Annotated in this window: 23 protein-coding genes; 4 read left to right on the plus strand and 19 right to left on the minus strand. The window is 70.0% G+C overall.

The features are described 5' to 3' along the window. Entirely contained in the window at positions 1–945 is a 945-nt protein-coding gene (locus tag N790_RS07520; protein ID WP_052385778.1) for an alpha/beta fold hydrolase, read from the plus strand. A 73-nt stretch (positions 946–1,018) separates the two neighbouring features. Here the strand turns inward: N790_RS07520 and N790_RS07525 are convergent, their stop codons facing one another. Continuing rightward, positions 1,019–2,758 (minus strand): M28 family metallopeptidase, encoded by a 1,740-nt coding sequence (locus tag N790_RS07525; protein ID WP_043802730.1) that lies wholly within the window; start codon positions 2,756–2,758, stop codon positions 1,019–1,021. 88 nt (positions 2,759–2,846) lie between these two features. Then, on the minus strand, positions 2,847–3,575 hold the full coding sequence (locus N790_RS07530) for a DUF4097 family beta strand repeat-containing protein (protein WP_043802733.1): 729 nt from the start codon (positions 3,573–3,575) through the stop codon (positions 2,847–2,849). A 123-nt stretch (positions 3,576–3,698) separates the two neighbouring features. Here N790_RS07530 and gpmI point away from each other — a divergent pair, with 123 nt between their 5' ends. Genes gpmI through N790_RS07545 form a run of 3 tightly spaced genes read left to right on the plus strand, consistent with a single transcriptional unit; the run spans position 3,699 to position 7,669 of the window. Then, positions 3,699–5,234: a 2,3-bisphosphoglycerate-independent phosphoglycerate mutase gene (gpmI, locus tag N790_RS07535; RefSeq protein ID WP_043802735.1), complete on the plus strand. Its 1,536-nt coding sequence runs from the start codon at positions 3,699–3,701 to the stop codon at positions 5,232–5,234. Further along, a complete protein-coding gene (locus N790_RS07540) occupies positions 5,231–6,385 on the plus strand; it encodes a murein hydrolase activator EnvC family protein (protein WP_052385779.1) in 1,155 nt (384 codons plus the stop codon). The genes gpmI and N790_RS07540 overlap by 4 nt, the downstream gene beginning before the upstream one ends. 15 nt (positions 6,386–6,400) lie before the next feature. Further along, positions 6,401–7,669 (plus strand): S41 family peptidase, encoded by a 1,269-nt coding sequence (locus N790_RS07545; RefSeq protein ID WP_052385780.1) that lies wholly within the window; start codon positions 6,401–6,403, stop codon positions 7,667–7,669. 3 nt (positions 7,670–7,672) lie between these two features. Here the strand turns inward: N790_RS07545 and N790_RS07550 are convergent, their stop codons facing one another. From N790_RS07550 to N790_RS16035, 17 genes are all read right to left on the minus strand, one after another. Further along, on the minus strand, positions 7,673–8,137 hold the full coding sequence (locus N790_RS07550; protein WP_043802738.1) for a DUF4262 domain-containing protein: 465 nt from the start codon (positions 8,135–8,137) through the stop codon (positions 7,673–7,675). A gap of 36 nt (positions 8,138–8,173) precedes the next feature. Beyond that, on the minus strand, positions 8,174–8,443 hold the full coding sequence (locus tag N790_RS07555) for a hypothetical protein (protein WP_043802740.1): 270 nt from the start codon (positions 8,441–8,443) through the stop codon (positions 8,174–8,176). Between the two features lie 67 nt (positions 8,444–8,510). Next, complete coding sequence (locus tag N790_RS07560) at positions 8,511–8,933, minus strand: GFA family protein (RefSeq protein ID WP_043802742.1); 423 nt, start codon at positions 8,931–8,933, stop codon at positions 8,511–8,513. A 61-nt stretch (positions 8,934–8,994) separates the two neighbouring features. Then, a complete protein-coding gene (locus N790_RS07565) occupies positions 8,995–9,837 on the minus strand; it encodes a DMT family transporter (protein ID WP_043802745.1) in 843 nt (280 codons plus the stop codon). Continuing rightward, positions 9,834–10,253 carry an MAPEG family protein gene (locus N790_RS07570; protein WP_043802747.1) on the minus strand — a complete coding sequence of 140 codons (420 nt, stop codon included), beginning with the start codon at positions 10,251–10,253 and terminating at the stop codon, positions 9,834–9,836. Before N790_RS07570 ends, N790_RS07565 begins: the two co-directional genes overlap by 4 nt. A 14-nt stretch (positions 10,254–10,267) precedes the next feature. Beyond that, positions 10,268–10,804: a flavin reductase family protein gene (locus N790_RS07575; protein ID WP_043802749.1), complete on the minus strand. Its 537-nt coding sequence runs from the start codon at positions 10,802–10,804 to the stop codon at positions 10,268–10,270. A 19-nt stretch (positions 10,805–10,823) separates the two neighbouring features. Continuing rightward, positions 10,824–11,183, minus strand: a complete 360-nt coding sequence (locus tag N790_RS07580; RefSeq protein ID WP_043802751.1) for a DUF6404 family protein — start codon at positions 11,181–11,183, stop codon at positions 10,824–10,826. A 31-nt stretch (positions 11,184–11,214) separates the two neighbouring features. Beyond that, positions 11,215–11,529 (minus strand): hypothetical protein, encoded by a 315-nt coding sequence (locus tag N790_RS07585; RefSeq protein ID WP_043802753.1) that lies wholly within the window; start codon positions 11,527–11,529, stop codon positions 11,215–11,217. A gap of 144 nt (positions 11,530–11,673) precedes the next feature. Continuing rightward, the gene (locus N790_RS07590; protein WP_156969992.1) at positions 11,674–12,084 is read right to left on the minus strand and encodes a hypothetical protein; all 411 of its coding nucleotides are present in this window, start codon (positions 12,082–12,084) and stop codon (positions 11,674–11,676) included. A gap of 19 nt (positions 12,085–12,103) precedes the next feature. Further along, on the minus strand, positions 12,104–12,505 hold the full coding sequence (locus N790_RS07595; RefSeq protein WP_043802758.1) for a hypothetical protein: 402 nt from the start codon (positions 12,503–12,505) through the stop codon (positions 12,104–12,106). Positions 12,506–12,536: 31 nt separating this feature from the next. Next, entirely contained in the window at positions 12,537–12,728 is a 192-nt protein-coding gene (locus tag N790_RS16020) for a hypothetical protein (RefSeq protein ID WP_156969993.1), read from the minus strand. Between the two features lie 60 nt (positions 12,729–12,788). Further along, positions 12,789–13,181, minus strand: coding sequence for a hypothetical protein (locus N790_RS07600; RefSeq protein WP_043802759.1), 393 nt, complete (start codon positions 13,179–13,181; stop codon positions 12,789–12,791). An 18-nt stretch (positions 13,182–13,199) separates the two neighbouring features. Beyond that, positions 13,200–13,547 carry a GFA family protein gene (locus N790_RS07605; RefSeq protein WP_043802762.1) on the minus strand — a complete coding sequence of 116 codons (348 nt, stop codon included), beginning with the start codon at positions 13,545–13,547 and terminating at the stop codon, positions 13,200–13,202. A 100-nt stretch (positions 13,548–13,647) separates the two neighbouring features. After that, positions 13,648–13,806, minus strand: coding sequence for a hypothetical protein (locus N790_RS16025; protein ID WP_156969994.1), 159 nt, complete (start codon positions 13,804–13,806; stop codon positions 13,648–13,650). Between the two features lie 65 nt (positions 13,807–13,871). After that, positions 13,872–14,168: a ribonuclease E inhibitor RraB gene (locus N790_RS07610; protein ID WP_169742160.1), complete on the minus strand. Its 297-nt coding sequence runs from the start codon at positions 14,166–14,168 to the stop codon at positions 13,872–13,874. A gap of 147 nt (positions 14,169–14,315) precedes the next feature. Further along, positions 14,316–14,888 (minus strand): hypothetical protein, encoded by a 573-nt coding sequence (locus tag N790_RS16030; protein ID WP_156969995.1) that lies wholly within the window; start codon positions 14,886–14,888, stop codon positions 14,316–14,318. 64 nt (positions 14,889–14,952) lie between these two features. Further along, the coding region (locus tag N790_RS16035) for a hypothetical protein (protein WP_211251968.1) at positions 14,953–15,421 on the minus strand (469 nt) is incomplete at its 5' end.

A 15,421-nucleotide genomic window follows, 5' to 3' on the forward strand; every position in this document is an offset into this window, starting at 1 on the left:
ATGACGCCCCCGCGCGCGGCCAGCCCGCGCCGGCTGCTGCTGGTGGGCGCCCTGGGCGCCGCGCTCGGCGCCGTCGGTTACGCCGCCACCGCGCCCGAGCGCGTGCTGCAGGCGGAATTCGCGCGCCAGCGCTGGCTGGCGGGCGCGGAGCGGCTGGAGTTCGACGTGGCCGGCCACACCTGGTCGGCGCTGGTGGCGGGTCGCCGCGACCGGCCGCTGGTGGTGCTGGTGCACGGCTTCACCGGCAGCAAGGAAAACTGGCTGCCGCTGATGCGCGAACTGGCGCGCGAACACCGCGTGCTGGCGGTGGACCTGCCCGGCTGGGGGGAAAGCGACCGCCACCACGACGAAGACTACGGCCCGGTGGCGCAGGCCGCGCGCCTGGCCGAACTGCTGGCGTCGCTGCCGCAGGCACCCGAGCTGGTGGTGGGGCATTCGATGGGCGGCCAGATCGTCGGCCTGATGGCGTCGCGCCATCCCGAACGCGCGCCGCGCATCGTGCTGATGTCGTCGGCCGGCGTGCGCTTCGAGGAAAACGCCTTCGCCAACGCAGTGCTGGCGGGGCAGAACCCGTTCCAGGTCACCAACCGGCGCGAGCTCAAGCGTTACCTGGGCATCGTGTTCGCCGAGCCGCCGTTCGTGCCCTGGCCGGCCAGCGAGGCACTGGTTCGCCGCCGACGCGCCGACGCGCCGTTCGAACAGCGCGTGCTCGACGGCATCGGCCGCGGCCCGGACGCGTTCGCGCTGGAAGCCGAGCTCGGCAACATCGCCGCGCCCACGCTGCTGCTGTGGTGCCGGGACGACAAGGTGATCGACATCAGCGCCGCCGAGGTGTTCGCCGCCGGTCTGCGCGACAGCCGCTCGGTCATCCTCAGCGGCTGCGGCCACATGCCCATGATGGCGCAGCCCCGCCAGGTGGCGCAGGCCCTCGCCGACTTCCTCTGAGCCGTTCTGCCGTTGCCGCAAAAAAGAAGGCCGCCCGGGTGGGCGGCCTTCGAACGCGTACCCCGGCTCCGGGTTACGGGGCGGCCGCCCCGGCGCGGGACGCGTCGCGGGCAGCCTTGAAGGCGTTGCCTTCGACGTAATTCGGCCAGGCCTCGTTGCCGGCCAGTTCGCGGCCGACGCCGTACAGTGCCTGCAGGTCCTGCACCACGCCGCGCAGGTCCCACTCCGGATCGAACTCGTCGGCCGGCTTGTGGTAGGCCACGTTGGTGTAGTGCGACTGCACTTCGCGGCCGTACTCCACGCCCTTCTCGACGTGGTCGATGCCGCCCTTGGCGTACAGCGCCGGCACGCCGAACTTGGCGAAGCTGAAGTGGTCGGAGCGGAAGAAGAAGCCCTTCTCCACGCCGTCCTCCTCCACCAGCACGCGGCCCTGGGCCTCGGCGATGGGCTTGAGCACGTTGTCGAGCTCGCTGTTGCCCAGGCCGATGACCACGAAGTCCTTGGTCGGGCCCACCACGCTCATCGCGTCCAGGTTCACCACGGCCACGGTGTCCTTGAGCGGGATCACCGGGTTGGCGGCGTAGTACTTCGAACCCAGCAGGCCCGATTCCTCCAGCGTCACCAGCAGGAACACCAGGCTGCGCGCCGGCTTCGGGTCCTGCACGGTGAAGGCTTCGGCGATCTCGAGCACGCCGGCCACGCCGGTGGCGTTGTCGATGGCGCCGTTGTACACGTGGTCCTCGCCCTCGGCGCCGGCCGCGGCCTTGTCGCCGCCGTGGGTCAGGCTGTGGTCGCCCAGGTGGTCCCAGTGCGCGGTGTAGACGATGGCTTCGTCCGGGCGCTCCGTGCCGGGCAGCTTGGCCAGGATGTTGCGCGAGCTGGTTTCACGGATGCTCGAGTTGAGTTTGGCGGTGAAGCTGGCGCCACCCAGCGGCACGGCCTTGAAGCCCGGCTTGTTGGCGGCGGCGCGCATCGCCTCGAGGTCGAGGCCGGCGTCGGCGAACAGCTTGGCCGCCACCTCGCCGGTGATCCAGCCCTGCAGCGGCAGGCGCGGCTCCGGGTCGGCGCTGGCGGGCAGGTCGAACTGCGCGCCCGACCAGCTGTTCTTCACCACGTCCCAGCCGTAACCGGCGCCGGCGTCGTCGTGGATGATCAGCGCGGCCGAGGCGCCCTGGCGCGCGGCTTCTTCGTACTTGTAGGTCCAGCGGCCGTAGTAGGTCATCTTCTTGCCGCTGAACAGCGACTCGTCGCCGGCGTGGAAGCCCGGGTCGTTGACCAGGATCACCACCGTCTTGCCGGCCACGTCCAGGCCTGCGTAGTCGTTCCAGCCGGCCTCGGGCGCGTTCACGCCGTAGCCGACGAACACCATCTCGCTGCCCTTCACGAACACTTCCGGCTGCGCGGTGCGCGTGCCCAGCGCCATCTGCGAGCCGAAGGCCAGCGGCGTCTCGGCGCCGCCCAGCGAAATGGTGGCGGTCGAGGTGGCCTCGTCGGCCGTCGTCACCACCATCGGCACGTCCTGGAACCAGCTGTCGCCGTTGCCCGGCTGCAGGCCCAGGCGCTGGAACTGCGCCACCAGGTAGTCGGCGGTCTTCTGTTCGCCCTCGGTGCCCGGGGCGCGGCCGCCGAACTCGTCGGACGAGAGCACCTTCACGTGGGCGGCGAAGTCCTCGGCGGAAATCTCCGGGCCGAAGCCATGTTCGGCGGCGGCGGGGGCCGGGGCGGCGGTGTCGGCCGTGGCGGCCGGTTCCGGCGCCTTGCTGCAGGCCCCGAGGGCCAGCGCGGCGGCGGCGAATAGCAGGGTATGTCGCATCCGTGGGGTCTCCAGGTGAACGGAAACCCCGATTCTAGCCACATCCCGCCCCCGGGCGCGTGAGCCCGGGGGCGGGCGGTCGCCGGGTTCAGTCGTCGGAGCGGGGGGCGTCGGCGGAGTCGAGCATGCGCGGGGCGGTGCCGGTCTGCTTGCCCACCTTGGCGCCCGGGTGCACGTACAGCTCCACCTCGCGCTCGAACAGCAGCTCGCCCTCGACCACCGAGCCCTCGCCGATCACGATGCGCGGCAGGCGGTTGCTGTTGCTGCGCCACCAGCTGCCGGTCGGCTTCTCCACCCGCAGGTCGCCGCGGATGGTGGCGCCGGTGAGCGTGATGTCGCCGTTGGTGGTGGTGACGTCGCCGCCGACCTCGGCGCGGATGAGCGAGATGGCCCCGTTGACGTTGCTGGCGTCGCCGCCGATCACGGTGCCCTGGCTGGCCTTGATGCCGCCGTTCACCACGTCCACGTCCTCGTCCACCTTCGCGTCGCGGCCCAGGCGGATGCCGCCGTTCACGGCTTCGGCGCCGCGCACGCGGGCGCCGTCGTCGAGCGAGATGCCGCCGTTCACGGTTTCCACGTCGCCCACCTGGGCGTTGCGTTCGATGGTGATGCCGCCGTTCACCGTCTCGGCGCTGCGCACCGTGGCGCCTTCGCGGATGGTGATGCCGCCGTTGACGGTTTCGAGCGAGCCGTAGGACTGGCCGGCCTCGGCGGTGATGCCGCCGAACACCTTGTCGATGTTCTGCTGGGCCAGGGCCGGGCCGCCGGCCAGGGCCAGCGACAGGGCGATCAGGGAAACGAGGGGACGGACGCGCATGGGTGGGCTCCTTGGTAAGTACCGGTGGGATGCCGGGAGCGGGGCCCGGGTTTAAAGCCCCGACGGGCCGACTATCCGCGCCGGGGCTACAATCCGCCCGTGCCACTCGTCCCGGAGCCCGCCTTGTCCGCCCAGACCCGCCCCAAGCCCCTGCTGCTGCTCATCCTGGACGGCTGGGGCCACCGCGACGACCCCGCCGACAACGCCCTGGCCCAGGCCCGGCTGCCGAACTGGCGCCGCCTGCTGGCCGACTGCCCGCACACCCTGGTGCACACCGAGGGCAAGCACGTGGGCCTTCCGGACGGCCAGATGGGCAATTCCGAGGTCGGGCACATGAACATCGGCGCCGGCCGCATCGTCTACCAGGACCTCACCCGCGTGGACGCCGCCATCGAAGACGGCAGCTTCTTCGCCAACGCCGAACTCGTCGCCGCCTGCCGCGCCGCCAGGGCCGCCGGCGGCACCCTGCACGTCATGGGCCTGCTCTCGCCCGGCGGCGTGCACAGCCACGAGGCGCACCTGTTCGCCATGCTCGAACTGGCCCGCCGCGAGGGCGTGCCCGACATCGCCGTGCACGCCTTCCTCGACGGCCGCGACATGCCGCCGCGTTCGGCCGAACCCAGCCTGGCCGCGCTGGAACAGATCTGCGCCGACGGCGGCGACGTGCGCATCGCCAGCGTCACCGGCCGCTACTGGGCCATGGACCGCGACCAGCGCTGGGACCGCGTCGAACGCGCCTGGCAGGCCATCGTCGAAGCGAACGCCGACGACACCGCCTCCGACGCGCTCACCGCGCTGCACGCCGCCTACGGCCGCGACGAGAACGACGAGTTCGTGCAGCCCACCGTCATCCGCGGCCACCACCCCATGCGCGACGGCGACGCCGTGGTGTTCATGAACTTCCGTGCCGACCGCGCCCGCCAGCTCAGCGCCGCCTTCGTGCAGCCGGGTTTCAGCGGCTTCGCGCGCCGCCTGCCGGCGCTGTCTCGTTTCGTCTGCCTGACCGAATACGACGCCAAGCTCCCCGCGCCCGTGGCCTTCGGCCCCGAAGACCTGCGCAACACGCTGGGCGAAGTGCTGGCTGCCCACGGCCTGAGCCAGCTGCGCATCGCCGAGACCGAGAAGTACGCGCACGTCACCTTCTTCATGAGCGGCGGCAAGGAGGCGGTGGTGCCCGGCGAAGAGCGCGCGCTCATTCCCTCGCCCAAGGTCGCCACCTACGATCTGCAGCCGGAAATGAGCCTGCCCCAGCTCACCACCCGCCTCACCGACGACATCCGCGCGCGCCGGCACGACGTGATCCTGTGCAACATCGCCAACCCCGACATGGTGGGCCACAGCGGCATCCTGGCCGCGGCCATCCAGGCCGCCGAGGCGGTGGACCACGCGCTGGGCGCCATCCGCGCCGCGCTTCAGGAAGTGGGCGGCGAAATGATCGTCACCGCCGACCATGGCAACGTCGAGATGATGCGCGACCCGGAAACCGGCCAGCCGCACACCTCGCACACCGTCGGCCCGGTGCCCTTCGTGTACTGCGGCCGCGCCGCCACGCTGCGCGCCGGCGGCGCCCTGCGCGACATCGCGCCGACCATGCTGGCGCTGCTGGGCCTGCCCAAGCCGCCCGAGATGACGGGCCAGTCGCTGGTGAGCCTGGCTTGATCCGCCGGTTCGGCATGTTCGCGCTGGCCCTGTGGCTGGCGGCCGCGCCGGCCGCCGCCCAGGACCCCGACCGCGCGAAGAAGGAAGCCGCGGCCGAGCAGCGCCTGTCCACCCTGCGCCAGCAGATCAAGGCCATCACCGCCGAGCAGCGCGAACAGGAAGGCGAACGCGCGGCCGCCAGCCGCGAACTGCGCGCCGCCGACGCCAAGGTCAACGAATCGGTGCGCGCGCTGCGCCGCACCGAAGCCGCCATCGCCACCTCGGAAATCGAGCTGCAGCGCCTGCAGGAAAAGCAGGCCACGCTCGAAGCCGGCCTGTCGCAGCAGCGCGAGGCCCTGGCCACGCTGGTGCGTTCGGCCTACGCGCTGGGCCGGCACGAACAGCTCAAGCTGCTGCTGGCCCAGGACCGCATGGCCGACCTGGCCCGCGTGCTGGCCTACCACCGCTATTTCCAGGCCGACCGCCAGCAGCGCATCACCGGCCTGATCGCCGAACTGCGCGACCTGGCCGCCGTGGCCCGGCAGATCGAAGACCAGCGCCAGGTGCTGGAAGCCGCCCGCACCCAGCAGCAGGCCGACCTGGCCGCGCTGGAAACCCAGCGCGGCGAACGCGCCGCGGTGCTGGCCACGCTCGAGGCCGGCTTCAAGGACCGCGCCGCGCGCCTGGCGGCGCTGGGCCGCGACGAAAAATCGGTGGTGCGCCTGCTCGAACAGCTGCGCGACGCCGTGGCCGACATCCCGCGCCAGGTGGACGACACCCGCCCCTTCGCCAGCCGCCGCGGCCAGCTCGGCCGGCCGCTCGCGGGCACCGTGCTGGCGGCCTTCGGCGGCCGCCTGCCCGACGGCCGCGGCAGCGACGGCCTGCTCATCGCCGGCACCGCCGGCGCCGAGGTGCGCGCGGTGGCCCCCGGACGGGTGGCCTTTTCCGACTGGCTCAAGGGTTACGGCCTGCTCACCATCGTCGACCACGGCGATGGCTGGATGAGCCTGTACGCCTTCAACGACGCCCTGCTCAAGGACGTGGGCGACTGGGTGCGCGCCGGCGACCCGCTGGCCACCGTCGGCAGCTCCGGCGGCCAGGGCCGCCCAGCCCTGTACTTCGAGCTGCGCCGCAACGGCCAGCCCCAGGACCCCAAACCCTGGCTCCGCTAGGCGCATAATCAATCCATGCGCCACGCCCTCCTGCTTCCGATGCTGCTGCTCCCGGCCCTCGCCCAGGGCCAGGCGCCGGCCGACGACACCGACCCGGTGGTGGCCGAAACCGCGCCCACGGCCATCCCGCTCACCGAGATCCGCCGCTACGTGGCGGTGTACAACGCGGTGAAGGACGCCTACGTCGAGCCGGTGGACGACCAGACGCTCATGAAGGCCGCGCTGCGTGGCCTGCTGTCCGACCTCGACCCGCACAGCGCCTACCTCGACAAGGAAGAAGCCGAGGCGCTGCTCGACGACACCGAGGGCGCCTACGTCGGCATCGGCGTGGAAACCGAGCGCCGCCCCGACGACACCCTGCTGGTGGTGGCGCCCATCGACGGCACCCCGGCCCAGCGCGCCGGCCTGCGCGCCGGCGACGTCATCATCGCCATCGACGGCGAGCCGCTGGTCTCCAACCCCAACCCGCACACCGCGCTGCGCGGCCAGGCCGGCGAGCCGGTCACGGTCACGGTCACCCGCACCGGCGAACCCGCGCCGCGCGACCTGGTGATCGTGCGCGAAACCATCCGCGTCAACTCGGTCGAATCGCGCCTGCTCGAACCCGGCTTCGGCTACCTGCGCATCAGCACCTTCCAGTCCGACACCGGCCCGCAGGTGCGGCGCCAGCTGGCCCAGCTCACCGGCCGCGGCGCCACGCCGCTGCGCGGGCTGGTGCTCGACCTGCGCTCGAACCCCGGCGGCCTGCTCAGCGCCGCGGTGGAAGCCGCCGATGCGCTGCTCGACGACGGCCTCATCGTCAGCACCCGCGGCCGCCTCGAGTATTCCAACGCCAGCTTCCACGCCAAGCCCGGCGACGCGCTGGCCGGCGCGCCGGTCGTCGTGCTGGTGGACGCCGGCACCGCCAGCGCCGCCGAAGTGCTGGCCGGCGCGCTGCGCGACCACGACCGCGCCACGATCATGGGCAGCCGCACCTACGGCAAGGGTTCGGTGCAGTCGGTGGTGCCGCTGGACAACGGCGATTCGATCAAGCTCACCACCGCGCGCTATTACACGCCCAGCGGCAAGTCCATCCAGGCCCGCGGCATCCGCCCCGACATCGTGCTGCGCGGCGAAGCGGCGCGTGGCATGCGCGAACAGGAACTGGCCGGCCACCTGCGCGGCGACAACGAGGACGCCGGCAGCGGCCCGGGCGAAGTGATCGAAGGCGACGCCGCCATCGGCCGTGCGCTCGACGCGCTCAAGGCCGGCAAGGCCACCGCGCGGGCGCGCCGCCGGCTCTGAGCCTCAGTCGGTGTAGGCGGGCTGCTCGAGCAGCGGCTGCCAGCGCCTGAGCCAGTCGCTGGCCATCTCGCTCCAGGGCCAGATGCCTTCGTTCGTGGGGTAGACCAGCTGCAGCATCGGGAACGGGCGGCCGTCGTGCAGCCACAGGTTCCAGCCGAAGTGTTCGCGCAGCTGCGATTCATGCACCGGGCGCAGCACGCAGTCCATGCCCTTGATGAAACCCTGCAGGACCTGCCCGGATTCGAAGCGTTCGCCTTCGCGCACGCGCTTGTTGTAGTGGTGCAGCAGCCGGTGCGACTTGTCGGCCGGCAGCCCGAACACGCACACGTCGGGCGAATCCGAGGTGCGGCTGATGCCGATCGAATAGGCATACGGCGGCAGGTCGCCTTCGGCCAGCACCTGGATCACGTGGCAGCCGTACTTGCGGATATCCGCCAGCACCCGCTCCTGGTCCGCGTTCAACGCCATGCCTCGGTCCTGCGAAATCGTGGGGCCGACAGCGTATCAGCTACCGCGCGAGAGGCGCCGCCAGGTCCAGCGCGCGGCCAGCAGCGGCAGCACCAGCACCAGGCCCCAGCCCACCCACAGCACCACCGGGCTGAAGCGCCCCGGCAGCAGGCCGCCATGCGGCCCGGCCAGCAGCAGCACCGCCAGGAAGGCCGCCACCGCCACCAGCCCCAGCGAGGCCAGCCAGGCGACGAACACCAGCAGCGCGCGCGCGGCGTGGCCTTTGGCCGAGGGTCTGAGGGGCGGGTGGGGATGCTGGGGCGTCATGCGTCGGGGGGGATGGGCTGGCATGTACGGGTTCACGCAGTGGCAGGACGATTCAGGCCGCGGGACTTCAGCGCGCCGGGGGCGGCGCGGTGGGTTGGCCGGGCACGCCCGGCACGCTGGCCATCGTACCGAGCCAGGGCAGGGCCGAGTGCGTCCAGATCTGCAGCGTCGGCGGCAGCGCGGCGCGCTCCTGCACGCAGCCCAGCCGGATCATCGCCAGCGTGGGGTTCTCGGCCTGCGTCGCCCACAGGTGCGTGCCGCATTCCGGGCAGAACACCATGGCGCGGCGGTTGCCGCTGTCGGCGGTCTTGAGGTGCGACTTCGTGAGCCCTTCGAGCTTCACGCTGTCCATCGCCGCGGGCGAGGACACGCGGTAGGGCGCGCCCGACATCACCTGGCAGTCGGTGCAGTGGCAGGCGATGACCCGCTGCGGGTCGATCTCGGCGGTGAAGCGGACCGCGCCGCAGTGGCAGGCGCCGTGGACGAGCATGGGGACATCCTTTCCGGAACAGGGTCGGCCCCCATGGTGCAGCAGCCGCCCGCCCGCTGCCTTAGCGGCGCCTGACCACCAGGGCAACGCCGCCCAGGATGGCACCCGCCGCCAGCGCCAGGCGCAGCGTGGGCGCTTCGCCCAGGAAGGCCACGCCCGCCAGCGCCACCAGCAGTGGCACCGCCAGCTGCAGGCTGGCCGCCGTACTGGCCCGCAGCGAGGGCAGCGCCGTGTACCAGACGGCGTAGCCCAGGCCCGAGGCCAGTGCGCCCGAGGCCAGGGCGTAGGCCACGCCCGCGCCGTCGAGGCGCACGTTTCCAAGCGTGAGCAGGGCGAAGGCGGCGGCGAAGGGCAGGGTGCGCAGGAAATTGCCCGCGCTCACCCGCACGGGGTCGCCGGCACCGCGGCCCTGCAGCGAATACACGCCCCAGGCCACGCCCGCCGCCAGCATCAGCAGCGCCGGCCCCGGCGGCGGCGCCGACAGGCCCGGTAGCAGCAGGCCGGCCAATCCGGCCAGCGCCAGCGCCAGGCCCAGCCACTGCCACGCCGACAGGCGTTCGCCCGCCCACAGCCCGCGCCCCACCATGGTCACCTGCACGGCGCCGAACAGTAGCAGCGCGCCGGCGCCGGCCTGCAGGTCCACGTAGGCCAGCGAAAACGCCGCGGCGTAAACGAACAGCGCCAGCGCCGAACCCCAGCTGCCGTGCCCCGCCTCGCTTCTGCGCTGCCACGCCGCCAGTGCCCACAGCACCGCCGCGCCCGAGGCCAGCCGCAGCCCGGTGAAGCTGGCCGCGTCCATGCCGCCTTCGCGCAGGGCCAGCCGCGCCAGCAGGCTGTTGCCGGCGAACGCGACCAGGGCCAGCGCCACCAGCGCGGCCAGCTTCACGCCCTTGCGTTCGCTCATCCCGCCAGGCCGGCCTGCAGCAACTTCACGCACCACCACGCGGCGATGGCCATCTGCACCGCGAAGAAAGCGAAGCGCACGTTGATGGCCATCACCGACACCGACAGCAGGTGCACCGACGACTGCGCCACGCGCGCCGCCAGCAGCCACGGCGCCAGCGGGTCGGTGAGCGCGGCGAGCTGCAGCAGCAGCGCCAGCAGCATCAGGCCGCCGAAGATCGGGAAACCTTCCAGGCAGTTGGCGTGCGCGCGCGACAGCCGCTGGGCGAAGGGCGAACCGTCGCTCCCGTCGGGGCGGAAGCTGTCGGAGCGGCGCTTGCCGCCCAGCACCAGCACGCTGCGCAGGGTTTCCATCACCAGCAGCAGGAGCAGGGTCCAGCCGATGTAGCCGAGCAGGGCGAAGGCGGTGGCGGTCATGGCGGCTCCGGGGCCTATTTCATGCGGGACGGCAGGGTTCTTTCGGCGCCGGCCACCATGAAGCGACCGAAGCCGCGGTGGTGCAGCGTGTCCGGCGCCTTCACCTTCGGGTCCACCCAGGCGTGGGTGACTTCGAGCACGAACCAGTTGTATTTGTTCACGCCGCGGGTGTCCACGACGCGGCACTCGAGGTTGGCGAAACATTCGTCCACCAGCGGCACGGCGACGGTGCGCGCGGGTTTTGGCGTCAGGCCGAAGCGCGCGAACTTGTCCACCTTCGCGCCGGTGGTGTTGCCGCAGCCCACCACCTGCGCGGCGAGTTCGGCGGTGGGGATGTTGATCACGCACTCGCGCGATTTGCGCAGCAGCGAAAACGAATGGTTGCCCTGGCTCACCACGCAGCCCAGCAGCGGTGGCTCGAAGTCGAGCATCGAGTGCCAGGACATGGCCATCAGGTTGCGTTCACCGCGCCAGGCCGTGCCCAGCAGCACCACCGGTCCCGGTTCGAGCAGGGCGTAGACCTTGCCAGGCGGCAGCGTGCGCTTGGCCATGGGCCGCCGCGGCCGACGCTCAGGGCTGCCCGCGGTAATCGGACCACGACGCCAGGCCGTGGCGTCGGGCGATGCCGCGGTAGATCGCCGCCAGCGCGAGCCCGAACACCAGGCCGGCCACGCCCGCGACCACCATCACTTCGATCGGCGAACTCAAGCCCGGCATGAAGGGCAGCAGCCAGTGCGCCAGACCGAACAGCACCGCGAAAACCACGCCCGCGCTGGCCGCCAGCACCGGGAAGGAGAGGAACATGGGCGGCGGCACTTCGGCGCCCAGCCACCACAGCAGGCGCCACGCGGGCGGCGCAGTGGTGAACGGCGACACGCCGACCGAGGCCATGTGGCGGTGCAGCTGGGCGATCTTCTCGTCGTGTTTCATGGGGCCATCCTACACAAGCCGGCGCAGGGTGCTAGCCGGGCCGGCGGCGTGCGCGCCACAGCGCCGAAATGACCCACGCAAGGCCCCAGGCCAGCGCCAGCCACAGCACCGCCGCCAGCGCCCAGCCCAGCGGCGTGGGCGCGCACCAGCCCCAACCGCACAGGCCGTTGTTTTCGAGCACGCCGGGCAGGCCGGCCTTGTGCATCAGCAGCACCGAGAAGTAAGGCAGTACCGCCAGCGCGAGCGCCACCGAGCCCAGCGCGTCTTCGAAGGCCAGGCCTAGCAGGAGCAGCAGTGCGTACGCCGCCACCATGACCGCGAACACCTTCCACGGGCGCGGGTTCATGGCACGCCTCAGTCGCGGGTTCGCGTCCGCCGCGGTGGCAGCAGCACGGCGGCGGCCTGCTTTCTTGCCTGCTCAAGGTTCATTCGCTGCTCCCCGCGATGGGCTAGCGCAAAGACTACCGGCAACGGGCGCCGTGCCGGCGGGTCAGTCTTCCGCGGCTATCCGGAAATAGGTACCGCCCACGCCATCGAAGGAAAGCGTGACCTTGAAGCGGATCTTCCTGCCGCAGCCCTCGGTGACCCAGCGTTCGACGACGTCGTCGCCCTTGATGATCACGCCTTCGGCATTGGTCTCGACGTTCCGGGGCGGTACCAGCACCGACGCCGTCACCGAATCGATGGTTTGGCAGTTGCTGGCCGCGGACGCCATGGGCAGCAGCGAATTCAGGATGTCCACCTTGAGCCGGGGCGTGCCGGTCGACTCGCCATGGAGTTCGAAGGCACCGGCAGGGCCGGGGCCAGCCACTGCCGCGAGGAGCAGCACGGTTGCGAGCGCCCTGCCGCACCGCGACGGGGCGTGGCGCCTGGTTTCCTGGCGTTTCACGAGTGGGTTCAAGCGCGGTTCCTCCGGTCGGTCACGGCGGCGTTGCGCCAGGCAGCGAGTAAAACACGAACGCCGCCAATGCCAGCGACGCCAGGCCCAGCAGCGGCAGGAAACGAAGCGCCGCGGGAACGGTGCGCTGTGCGAACCGCCGGTGCCACGGCCACGGCACCAGCGCCAGCGCGATGGTGGTGACGACCAGCACCGCACCCGCCGCGGTGAAAATCCGCGGGAAGGCCATGGCTGGCGCCGCGACCAGAAACGCCCCGCCCACCACCAGCCGGATGGCGAGTTCCAGGTAATGCAGCGCCAGCGAGCTGGCGAAGCCAAGCAGGAACCGCCGCGCCAAGGCCGGCGCGAACAGGCAGGCGGCGCCCAGGCCGGCCAGGAAGATCCCGGCCAGGAGCACCAGTGCGACGGCCAGTCCGTCGATCATTCCGGGAAAAGGGCCAGGGCGGCGGCCTCACTCACTTCGGATCGTTGCCGTCGGAGCCATCGCGCAACCTGGCCTGGTTGAAGCCCGTGATGAGCGCCACGACGCCAACGATGACGCCGGCATACATGAAGCCCGCGTTCTCCGTGTACTTGCCGACAAGAAACATGACGCCGGCGGCGACTGCCAGGGCGACAGTGCTTGAGCGGATACGGGATGGATCCATGGTCCTGCCCTCCGAAGTGCCTGTTGCGACCGTGGGAACGTGCGATGCGGCGCGCCTCGGTCAGGGCCGCCGGAATCGTCCGGCAGCGCAGCCCGCCAGGGCCCAGCCCAGCGCCGCCAGCGCCGCCACGATAACCACCACGCTGCCCGCCAGCCAAACCGTGCCGCGTGCGCCTGAAAGATTGAGGGCCAGGTTGCCGGCCAGCAGCGCCGACGCCGGCAGCCACAGGGCCGACGCCGCCAGCGCCACGGCGGCGAACCGGCGCCTGGCCGAGCCGGTGGGGCTGAGCAGGAACGCGCCGCCGGAAAACCCGCACAAGGCGATGGCCATGAGGACATTGCCGAGGGGCAGGCCGCCCGGCAGCCGCTGTTCGGCCAAGTCCGGGCCGGACACCAGCGCCCCCGCTGACAGCCCGGCAAGCAGGAGTACCAGCCATGCGAACAGGGTCCTCACTCGTGGCCCTCCGCCGGGCTACCGGCTGCGCCCATCCACGGGGATCCGCTGGAGCTCGCCGAGCTCGACACCTTCGAGGCAGCGCACGTTCACCGCAGCCGTGGGCTCACCCGACGGGCTGGTGCCGAACCCGAAGGGGGCGCAGCCGCAGGTCGGGCAGAAATGGTGCCGGATCACGTGCTTGTTGAAGGTGTACGTGGCCAGGTCGGATTCCGGCGAATCGAGCGTCAGACTTCCCCGCGGCACGAACCAGAGCAGGTAACCCTTGCGGCTGCAGTGGGAGCAGTTGCATTCGACCACCGGCCCGAGCTCGCCCTCGACCTGGAAGGAAATCCTGCCGCAGTGGCAACTACCTTTGTGGACCATGGCCGCCTCGACTTCGCAGGGTCAGTGGCACGGATCATAAGGTTTCACCCGGGATCGCGCTTCAAGAACCCGAGGTTGCCGGCTCACTTCGCTCCCAAACCTAGTAGTAGGCGAAGGTAACCACCACCGCCGCTATGACGGCTGCCCAAAACAACAGGCGCAGCGCAAAGGCTAGGGCGCGGATCCAGCGATGCCGCCTGGCCAGCTTGGTCGCTGCGGCATCCACTGCCGCCGAGGTAAGAAGGGATTCGATTTCCATGTGGTCTCCTGCCCGAACCAAGCCGCGTCGATGGGCGGAATCGGCTGCGACGATTTGCTGAACCGCTAATCGACGACCGAGGTACCCCATCCGTCGTATTCGCCGCCATGCCTGGCTGCCAAAGCGTTGAGCTCCCGCGTTGACTGATTCATTGCTGCCAGCTCGGGAACCATGCTGCGTAATGCCTTCAAATGCCAGGCGCTTTCGTCTGAGGTGGGAGCGATGCCCACGATCCTGTAGCCCAGCGTCCGGAGATCTATGGCGGCGGCGTTGGCCGAGGCCTGGTCCGGGAAGTAGAAGAAGAAATCAATGTTGTGCGGCTTGGACAGGTCCGAGCCTGCATCCTTCAGGTGCTCGATCACCGACGCATCCTGCCGCTCGGCGACCGACGCCGCGTGACCGGGGGTCGTTGCGAAGAGAAATCCAAGTGCAAGCAGCCCTGAGCTAATATTCATAGCGGTTCGGCGCCTTAGTTTGTCCGCGCCGAAGGCGTCGGCTTTAATGATCTGTTACGCAGGATACCGGAAGGCTGTGCTCTCGGGCTGCTCAAGGAAGTTGCCCCACAGTGTCCATTCCGATTGGTCTGGTGTGGTGGCAGCAAAGACCCAAAGAGCGGAGATATTGAGTTGTGGTGGAACCAACTCGCCGGGCTGAAACCGACCCTGCTGATTGAGCTTAACTGCAACCGTCAGTTCGCTTGAGTCGACGTACTTGGCTAGGGACGCAAGCACTCCTTCCAACGAAGCATTAGGGTTGAGGTGCTTTGGTACAACCTCTTTGAGTTGAACCGGTGTCAGGTGCTGCTCATGCCCGACGATCCATGACGCAACAAAATCATAGTCTTGGGACTCGGCGGGAGCGAAATAAACGGTTTGACCGATCCGCTGGCTCATACCGTAGCAGAACAGGGCCGCGTCTCTGGCTTCCCGCCAACTCTTGAGCCCGTTGGTGCGGAGATTCTTGATTCGGTCTGGAGTGTCAGACACCGCTACCGATTGCTCAAAGCGTCGGAGATTTGCCAGGAATGGCTTGGGATCATTGAACTCGAGCTTCTTCGCGGCCGTTAGCCAAGTTCGGTCCATCGCGGCTAACGCCTGTTTGAAGCCGCGCCACCGGGCGGCCCCAGCTTGAATGATTTGGCAATCATCAATGCATTACCAGCTTGTGCCAGTACGGTGCAAAAGGCGGCTTGGGGAAAACCACGCCAATGTATGTCTGCTTCCAGCAACGCGACCGGCCATTGTCCTTGTTGGAGTAGTAGCCGACCACCCTTCCTGAGGAATCTATCTCGAGAATCTGGGTCAGCTCGCCGTCTGCCTTGAAGTAGCACCCGTCGCGCTCATCGAGACCTTGCTCGTTGTTGAATGCAGCCCAGGCCTCGGCGTAGCGTGCGGTCTCCTCCGGCTTGCTTGCACGTTGCGCATCAGCATGCGCATTGGCTTGCTCGAACGCCGCAGGGACCTGCGCGGAAGTCGAAAGTGCAAAGGAAAGCGACACGAAAAGAAAGAGCTCGCGAATCATTGGTGGTCCACCCTCGAGGCCTGATGCCGATTCGTGGTTTGTGCCCAAGCATATCCCCACTTTCACCGAGGTGTGAATCGCCCCGGCTTCTCCG

The organism is Arenimonas malthae CC-JY-1, assembly GCF_000747075.1.
Taxonomy (GTDB): Bacteria; Pseudomonadota; Gammaproteobacteria; order Xanthomonadales; family Xanthomonadaceae; genus Arenimonas; species Arenimonas malthae.